The sequence below is a fragment of the Methylobacillus methanolivorans genome (assembly GCF_054588515.1).
Map to the genome: position 1 here is coordinate 142,094 of NZ_BAAILT010000002.1, position 6,342 is coordinate 148,435.

The following is a 6,342-nucleotide window of genomic DNA, read 5'->3' on the forward strand; positions in this document are numbered from 1 at the left end:
CATGAGTACAGGCAATTATGGCGGATAATTTTCTCTCTCAGGAAGAAGTCGATGCGCTGCTCAGGGGCGTAAGTAATGAGCAGGAAGATGACACGCCTGCCGTTGACCCTGCTGGCGTTCGCAACTACAACCTGGCGACGCAGGAGCGTATTGTCCGTGGGCGCATGCCGACATTGGAGATTATCAATGAGCGGTTTGCGCGCCTGTTGCGTATAGGCCTGTTCAATTTCCTCCGTCGTACCACTGAGGTCTCGGTAGGCCCGGTCAAAATATCCAAATATAGCGAATTTATCCGTAACCTAGTCGTGCCGACCAATCTTAATTTGGTGCATATGAAGCCACTGCGTGGCACGGCGCTGATGGTGTTTGATCCTACGCTGGTGTTCCTGATCGTGGATAACCTGTTTGGTGGTGATGGACGTTTTCATACCCGTGTTGAGGGGCGTGATTTTACCCAGACCGAACAACGTATCATCCAGAAGGTATTGGCGATTGTTTTCGAGACTTATGCTAAATCGTGGGAACCAGTCTACAAGCTGGATTTCGAGTATATCCGCTCTGAGATGAACACCCAGTTTGCCAATATCGCTACACCGAATGAAGTCGTGGTGTCGACTACTTTCAATATTGAGTTGGGTGCCTCCAATGGAGAAATCCATTTCTGTTTCCCTTACTCGATGATAGAGCCGATCCGCGATGTGCTGACTTCACCGCTACAGGGCGAGGCCCTGGGGGTGGATAAGCGTTGGGTGCGGCTCATGACGCAGCAGATACAAAGTGCCGAGGTGATGTTGATTGCCGATTTGGCGAAGGCGAGTATGACATTGGGCGATATCCTCAACATGAAGGTAGGCGATGTCATTCCGCTATCGATTTCCGAGGAAATCGAGGCCAAAGTGGATAACGTGCCGGTCATGCAGTGTAAATATGGCGTGTTTAACGGCCAATATGCATTGCGAGTAGAGAAATTGCTGCGATCAAATTCCAGCGAATATGTAAAAGGAGAGGTATCCGATGGCGATTGATCCCAATGAAGAACAGTTGATGGATGACTGGGGGGCTGCCATGGCAGAGCAAAGCCAGGCAGAAGAAAACGATGTCTCGGCATTATTGGGTGGAAAGACCGAACAGGCGCCTGTATTTACCGAGTTTTCTGCCAAGAGCAAGCTGCATGAAACCCAGAATGATATCGACTTCATCCTGGACATCCCTGTGCAGCTGACTGTTGAGCTTGGTCGTACCAAGATTGCAATTAAGAACCTGCTGCAGCTTGCTCAAGGTTCGGTGGTTGAGCTGGATGGCTTGGCTGGGGAACCCATGGATGTATTGGTGAACGGTTGCCTGATTGCCCAGGGCGAGGTGGTGGTAGTGAATGACAAGTTCGGTATTCGCTTGACGGATATCATCACGCCCGCGGAGCGTATCCGTAAAATCAACAAGTAATCGAGCTGGATTTGATGAACAAGATAAAACGCACTATGGCCTATAGGATTGCCTTGTCTGGCGTATTGCTGAGCCCTGCGCTGGCTTTTGCAGCGGCAGGAGAAGTGTCCACGACCGGCAGCCTGCTACGCATGGTGTTGGGCTTAGCATTGGTGCTGGGCGTCATGGTGGCTGTTGCGTGGTTGATGAAACGCATGACGCCTGGGCTCAAGCAGCAGTCTGTAGTGCGCATTGTCGGAGGCGTGAGTGTGGGCAGTCGTGAGCGGGTCGTTGTTGTTGAAGTCGCCGGGCGTTGGCTGGTACTCGGTGTAGCGCCAGGTCAGGTCACGAGCCTGGCTGATCTTGCACCTGGAGAGGAAATTCCAATGATGGCACCTGTCGCTAACCAGGTGAGCGTGCCGTTTTCAGCCTGGCTGAATAAGTCCCTGAACAGAAAGCCTTGATGACCATGCATGCACGTTATCTCACGATTTTTCTGTGTGCAGTGATATTGGGTCTACCATTACTTGGGCATGCGGCAGAGCCTGGTGGCCTGGGCTTCATCAATAGCCAGCCAGCTGCTGGTGGCGGCCAGAATTACTCCCTCAGCATCCAGACCCTGATCCTGCTGACTTCGCTGTCTTTCCTGCCAGCGGCCTTGCTCATGATGACAGGGTTTACCCGCATCATTATTGTCCTGTCATTGCTACGCCAGGCATTGGGTACGCAATCCTCGCCACCTAACCAAGTGCTGGTGGGGTTGGCGCTATTCCTGACCTTTTTCGTGATGGGGCCGGTATTTGAGCGCATTTATACCGAGGCTTATCAGCCATTTGACGAAGAACGTATCACCATGCAGGAAGCCATGGTGCGTGGCTCTATTCCGCTCAAGGAGTTTATGCTGAAGCAAACCCGCGAATCCGACTTGGCGTTGTTCTTCAAGATGTCGCGTACCGATGCGGTAGCTACGCCTGAAGAGGTTCCCTTGCGTGTCCTGGTGCCGGCATTTGTCACTAGCGAGTTGAAAACAGCGTTCCAGATCGGCTTTGCGATTTTTATTCCTTTCCTGATTATCGACATGGTGGTTGCCAGTATTTTGATGTCGATGGGGATGATGATGGTATCGCCTGCTATTGTGGCTTTGCCGTTCAAGCTGATGCTATTTGTGCTGGTCGATGGTTGGCAATTGCTATTGGGGTCGCTGGCCCAAAGTTTTTATTAGGGGTGCAAGATGAGCATGAGTCCTGAGCAGGTGATGACCATAGGTCGCCAGGCAGCAGAGGTGTTGTTGATGATGGCAGGGCCCATGCTGCTGGTGGTGTTGGCAATAGGCTTGCTCGTGAGTATTTTCCAGGCTGCGACACAGATCAATGAAACCACTTTGACCTTTATCCCTAAATTATTGGGAGTCTTTGCTACATTGCTGATTGCCGGCCCATGGATGCTGTCGGTGTTCACTGATTATCTCAGGGCTGTATTTACCAGCATTCCTACCTTGACTGGATGATTAAACCTTCATGGTGACAGTCACGAGCGAATTCCTGCAGGTATGGGTGGCTACGCTGATGTGGCCGCTGACGCGTATCCTCGCTTTTATCGCTATTGCTCCTATATTCAACCATCGGGCGCTGCCAAATAATATCAAGCTCGGCTTTGGTCTGGTGTTGACCGTTGCGGTGATTCCTGCCATTCCTGATATTCCGCCTATCTCGGTATTTTCCATGAGCGGCCTGCTAATCCTCATGCAGCAGATACTCATCGGGATGGCGATGGGGTTTAGCCTGCGCATCATTTTCTCTGCCGTGGAGCTCGCTGGACATGCCGCCGGGATGACCATGGGCCTAGGTTTTGCCATATTCTATGATCCGCAAACACAAGGGCAGAGCACTGCCATTGGTCAGTTCCTGGTGGTATTGTCGATGTTGATTTTCTTGAGCATCAATGGCCATCTAGTCGTGATTTCCACTTTGTTGGAAAGCTTTTCCACTTTTCCTATCACGGCAGAACCCAATTTTGGGTTGAATCCCTATAAAATCGCTTTATGGGGTGGCAAGATATTCAGTGCCGGGTTATTGATTTCATTGCCTATCATCACAGCATTGCTATTGGCTAACTTAGCGCTTGGGATATTGACGCGCACTGCACCACAACTCAACCTGTTCGGGATAGGTTTCCCGATCACAATCTCGTTGGGCTTCTTGCTGTTGATGTTGGCATTGCCTTACATGATGCAGCCTATACAGCGACTGATGCATGAGAGCATGAGCTTTATGCAGGAGATAGCCAGTCCTGTGATGGCAGCAGGGCCTCAGAAACAATAGAAAAACGCAATCTGAAAGTTGAATGGTATGACACAAGACCAGGCATATATTGGCCGCCAGCCTATTATGAACGCTAAGCAAGAGATCGTGGCCTATGAGTTGTTCTTCCGCCATAGTGCCGAAGCAACGACGGCGGTATATGAGAATAGCTTGCAGGCCTGTAACCGGGTGTTGGTGAACACGATCAGCGATATGGGCACGTTGTGGCTGCTGGGCGACAAGCTGGCTTTTCTCAATATTAGTGAGGAAATGCTGCATAGCGAACTATTGGAGTTGCTTCCTCCAACCAAGACCGTACTGGAGTTGGAGGCGTTCGTTGCGCCAAACGCAGCCGTGCTTGAGCGCTGCGAGTTTCTGCGCAAGCGTGGTTACCGGATTGCCCTTAAGGACAAGGGAGAGTCCTTGGTTGGGTCTGCACTGATTGATTATGCTGATTACGTTAAGATTGATATCCTAGCCTATACTATGGATGAGGTGGCAAGGAGATTCCTCGAGTACCAGATACTTGGTGTTACTGTTGTGGCTGAAAGGGTAGAGCATCATCATCAATACGATGCATGTCACAACATCGGCTTTCCCCTGATTCAAGGCTTCTACTTCGCTCATACAGAAACCTTCACGGCCAAGGTGATTAATCCAGCATTTTCAGCCGTGCTAGACCTGCTCAATATGATCAGCCGCGATGCAGATATGCGCGAAGTGGAGCATGGATTCAAGCGAGATGCAGCACTTTCTTTCAAGCTATTGCGTTATATCAATTCGGTGGGTTTTGGCTTGTCCTGCGAAATTCAATCCCTGCGCCATGCCCTGACAATTATCGGCACCAAGCAGCTGTATCGCTGGTTAACGTTGTTGATGATCACGGCGGGGGAGAATTCCGCAGCACCGGCACTCATGAAAACCTCTATCACGCGCGGTCGTCTGACAGAGTTGCTGGGCGAGGGCTACTTCGACAAGACCGGGCGAGACAACCTGTTCGTTACCGGCGTATTTTCCATGCTGGACCTGATGCTGGAAATGCCCATGGACCGGGTGCTGGAGAAAATCGATCTGCCAGATGCGATTCAAGATGCGTTGTTGCATCGACAGGGGATTTATGGCCCATTCCTGCAGCTAGCCGAGGCCTGTGAAAACCAGGATAACAATCGCATTATTGCATTGGCAGAAAGCCTGCAACTTGATCCGAACAAGGTCAATGATGCCCATATTGCGGCCTTGGCTTGGGTGGAAGCGCTCGGAGTATAGCTTTTACATGCATCAACTAAAAAGCCGGCATATGCCGGCTTTTTAGTTGATGCATGATAGTAATGATGATTTTTGATTTGCCTTACCTTAATAGATTCATTGTGACCTTGATTCTGTATGATCCAGCAAGGCAGATAGGTGACGGTTGCGTGTAGTGTCATGAGTGATGGATGTACCTGACTTGCCCTAGGTGTGTTTGACGGGCAATATTGAGCACACTTGAAAGTGTTGTATCCAGACGGATACTGGGCATCGTACCCAAACTCTGATTAGCCTGGGCTAGACTCATTGGAAAGGGAGTAAAAGAATGCGACTATGGTTGATTGTCATATGCTTGTATTGCCAGCCAATTTGGGCTGCGGGCTTGGATTTCAAGATGATTACCTTGCAGCATCGCTTTCCGCAGGACATCCTGCCTGCAGTGCAACAACTGGTAGGTTCTGAAGGATCAGTGACGGCAATAGACCATCACTTGGTTGTCCGAGCTAGCACCGAAAAAATGGAGATGGTTGAGGCCTTGGTGGAGCGGTTGGATACTGTTCAGCGTAATGTGCGGATCACTGTTCGTCATGATGAGTCTTTGGAGCAGCTTGAGCGCTCAATAGGTGTAGATGGTAGTGTGCGTCATGGAAGTGCTGAAATTGGTGTGAATGATGCTCATGGTCGACGCGAAGGTTTGCGCTTCGATGTGGACGATAATTTGGCGGCAAGTGAGCGCCGTGGAGAGCAATTCCTCACTGTGCTGGATGGTGAGCGCGCTTTCATCCAAGTAGGGCAGGTTGTGCCTTTTACTCAACAATGGATATTCTTAACAGCACAATATGCCAATGTGCAACAGACAACAGAGTTTTATGAGGTTACCACTGGGTTTGCCGTTAGGCCGAGATACATTGGGAATGACGTGGAGGTGGAAATTACCCCCCGTATTGCAAGGCTCAATACCTCTGGGGTGATTGATTTTGAACAGTTATCGACTACTGTGCGTACGCCACGTGGGCAATGGCTTGATATCGGTGGTGTCATGCAGGCGCGTGATGAAGTGAGTCGTGCAATCCTTTCGCAAAACCAATATGGCGAAGGAAAGAACAGTCGTTTGCAAATCAAGGTGGATTAAAAGATTTACTGCCTGTTTTTTTGTTCAAAAAATAGCAAAAGTTTGTGCTAAATAAGGCTGGGAGCCAAAAAACAGTGGTATTTTTTATCGGAAATGGTAGAATTTTTGGCACTCGGTTGGTTTAAAGGCTTACCGTAACTGGTTTTAAAAAATTTATTGTCTACACTACATCTTAAGGGATAAAAAATGACACGTTCCGCTCTGCTTGCCGCTCTGCTCGCACTTGCTTTGACTGCTTGC

9 protein-coding genes are annotated in these 6,342 nt (G+C 49.8%); 8 read left to right on the forward strand and 1 reads right to left on the reverse strand.

Features of this window, described 5'->3' with window-relative positions:
- Positions 1–17 precede the first annotated feature (17 nt).
- From fliM to LG202_RS02015, 8 genes are all read left to right on the forward strand, one after another.
- Positions 18–1,025, forward strand: a complete 1,008-nt coding sequence (gene fliM / locus LG202_RS01980) for a flagellar motor switch protein FliM (protein ID WP_230346747.1) — start codon at positions 18–20, stop codon at positions 1,023–1,025.
- Positions 1,015–1,443 carry a flagellar motor switch protein FliN gene (fliN, locus tag LG202_RS01985; RefSeq protein WP_230346748.1) on the forward strand — a complete coding sequence of 143 codons (429 nt, stop codon included), beginning with the start codon at positions 1,015–1,017 and terminating at the stop codon, positions 1,441–1,443. The genes fliM and fliN overlap by 11 nt, the downstream gene beginning before the upstream one ends.
- Positions 1,444–1,457: 14 nt before the next feature.
- Positions 1,458–1,886, forward strand: coding sequence for a flagellar biosynthetic protein FliO (fliO, locus tag LG202_RS01990; RefSeq protein WP_230346749.1), 429 nt, complete (start codon positions 1,458–1,460; stop codon positions 1,884–1,886).
- A 5-nt stretch (positions 1,887–1,891) separates the two neighbouring features.
- Positions 1,892–2,644, forward strand: coding sequence for a flagellar type III secretion system pore protein FliP (fliP, locus tag LG202_RS01995; protein ID WP_459724643.1), 753 nt, complete (start codon positions 1,892–1,894; stop codon positions 2,642–2,644).
- A 15-nt stretch (positions 2,645–2,659) separates the two neighbouring features.
- Positions 2,660–2,929, forward strand: a complete 270-nt coding sequence (gene fliQ, locus LG202_RS02000) for a flagellar biosynthesis protein FliQ (protein WP_230348019.1) — start codon at positions 2,660–2,662, stop codon at positions 2,927–2,929.
- 10 nt (positions 2,930–2,939) lie between these two features.
- On the forward strand, positions 2,940–3,743 hold the full coding sequence (fliR, locus tag LG202_RS02005; RefSeq protein WP_230346751.1) for a flagellar biosynthetic protein FliR: 804 nt from the start codon (positions 2,940–2,942) through the stop codon (positions 3,741–3,743).
- A 27-nt stretch (positions 3,744–3,770) separates the two neighbouring features.
- Complete coding sequence (locus LG202_RS02010; protein ID WP_230346752.1) at positions 3,771–4,988, forward strand: EAL and HDOD domain-containing protein; 1,218 nt, start codon at positions 3,771–3,773, stop codon at positions 4,986–4,988.
- A 376-nt stretch (positions 4,989–5,364) separates the two neighbouring features.
- On the forward strand, positions 5,365–6,102 hold the full coding sequence (locus LG202_RS02015; RefSeq protein ID WP_230346753.1) for a secretin N-terminal domain-containing protein: 738 nt from the start codon (positions 5,365–5,367) through the stop codon (positions 6,100–6,102).
- A gap of 47 nt (positions 6,103–6,149) precedes the next feature.
- Here LG202_RS02015 and LG202_RS02020 read toward each other — a convergent pair.
- Positions 6,150–6,342: hypothetical protein (locus LG202_RS02020; protein ID WP_230346754.1), on the reverse strand; the 193-nt coding region annotated here is incomplete at its 5' end.

Coding starts and splice junctions, on each gene's coding strand:
- LG202_RS02015 (WP_230346753.1), top strand. CDS start 5,365: ATGATTACCTTGCAGCATCGCTTTCCGCAGGACATCCTGCCTGCAGTG.
- fliO (WP_230346749.1), top strand. CDS start 1,458: ATGAACAAGATAAAACGCACTATGGCCTATAGGATTGCCTTGTCTGGC.
- fliN (WP_230346748.1), top strand. CDS start 1,015: ATGGCGATTGATCCCAATGAAGAACAGTTGATGGATGACTGGGGGGCT.
- fliM (WP_230346747.1), top strand. CDS start 18: ATGGCGGATAATTTTCTCTCTCAGGAAGAAGTCGATGCGCTGCTCAGG.
- LG202_RS02010 (WP_230346752.1), top strand. CDS start 3,771: ATGACACAAGACCAGGCATATATTGGCCGCCAGCCTATTATGAACGCT.
- fliQ (WP_230348019.1), top strand. CDS start 2,660: ATGAGTCCTGAGCAGGTGATGACCATAGGTCGCCAGGCAGCAGAGGTG.
- fliR (WP_230346751.1), top strand. CDS start 2,940: ATGGTGACAGTCACGAGCGAATTCCTGCAGGTATGGGTGGCTACGCTG.
- fliP (WP_459724643.1), top strand. CDS start 1,892: ATGCATGCACGTTATCTCACGATTTTTCTGTGTGCAGTGATATTGGGT.